The organism is Actinophytocola sediminis (genome assembly GCF_054779715.1).
Genome location: NZ_BAAGXS010000136.1, coordinates 1 through 966, shown reverse-complemented (window position 1 = coordinate 966; position 966 = coordinate 1). Strand labels below are relative to the sequence as shown.

The 966-nt window shown below is 69.3% G+C and carries 1 protein-coding gene; it reads right to left on the bottom strand.

Annotation, left to right across the window (positions count from 1 at the left end; translation table 11 throughout):
- Window positions 1–292: 292 nt before the first annotated feature.
- Entirely contained in the window at window positions 293–607 is a 315-nt protein-coding gene (locus ACYVIP_RS44675) for a hypothetical protein (RefSeq protein ID WP_460407315.1), read from the bottom strand.
- Between the last annotated feature and the right edge of the window lie 359 nt (window positions 608–966).

Sequence of the window (966 nt, the reverse complement as noted above, 5' to 3'; positions counted from 1 at the left end):
CCGAGCGCGACCGGCCGCGCCAGCATGAGCGCGCCGCGCCGCTGGCCGGCGTTCGCCGACCACACGACCGCGCCGGCCGTGCACGACGTCACCAGCAACACACCAAGCAGCAGATGAGGAACAGACCGGCGGGTCGGTCCACCACGCAGGCGACTGCTCGGGTGCTGGGTGTTCGGATTAGGGCGGGATGGGGCAAGTGTCGACATCATGACGATCTCCTCCAGGCATAGGTGGTCCCGCCGAGATGCCGCGAGCACGCATCTCGGATCAGGGGATTGGGGTGTGGTGTGAGTTAGCGGGGTGGTGGAACGTTGAGCGCCTGGGATTCGGCGACCCGGACACGGGTGGTCGCGGTGGTCGTCAGGTCGGCGAAAGAACCCGACTCCCCCGCGCCGGCCCAGTCAACCGACCAGCGCACGGTCGCAGTGACCACGAACGAGTGGTCGGGTTCGGCGGCCGAGGACCGCCGGTAGGTGTGCCCGCAGTCCGGCGACGACGAACCCGCGTCAACACCCGAGTTGTAGCGGGTTCCCGGCCCGGTACAGATGACGGTGTGCTCGTCACCCATCGACCAGGACACCGAGACCGGACGCGCGGTCGCGGTCACCGACACACCCGGAACCGACGCCGTCGCCGACCGGTTTTCCCAACCACTCGCCACCCGCAACCAGGTCGGCAGATTGACCAACTGATCAGCCTCCGGACTCGTCACGATCGACGGCGCCGGCAAACCAAGCTGGTCACGAGCCAGCCCCGCCACCACCTCGGGCGACACCGCCGCCGGCAGCTGCACGGGCGTCTGGATCACACCCGTCGTCGAACACAAACCCTCGAACCACGACGTGAGTAGGACCCCACCCGCGGGACCGGTCGACGGCCGGAACCCACTGGGCCGGTAGCCACAGTTGTCCAGATGCTCCCCACCCGCCGGCCGAGAAGCGCCCTCGGACGGGCGACTCCCCGCGC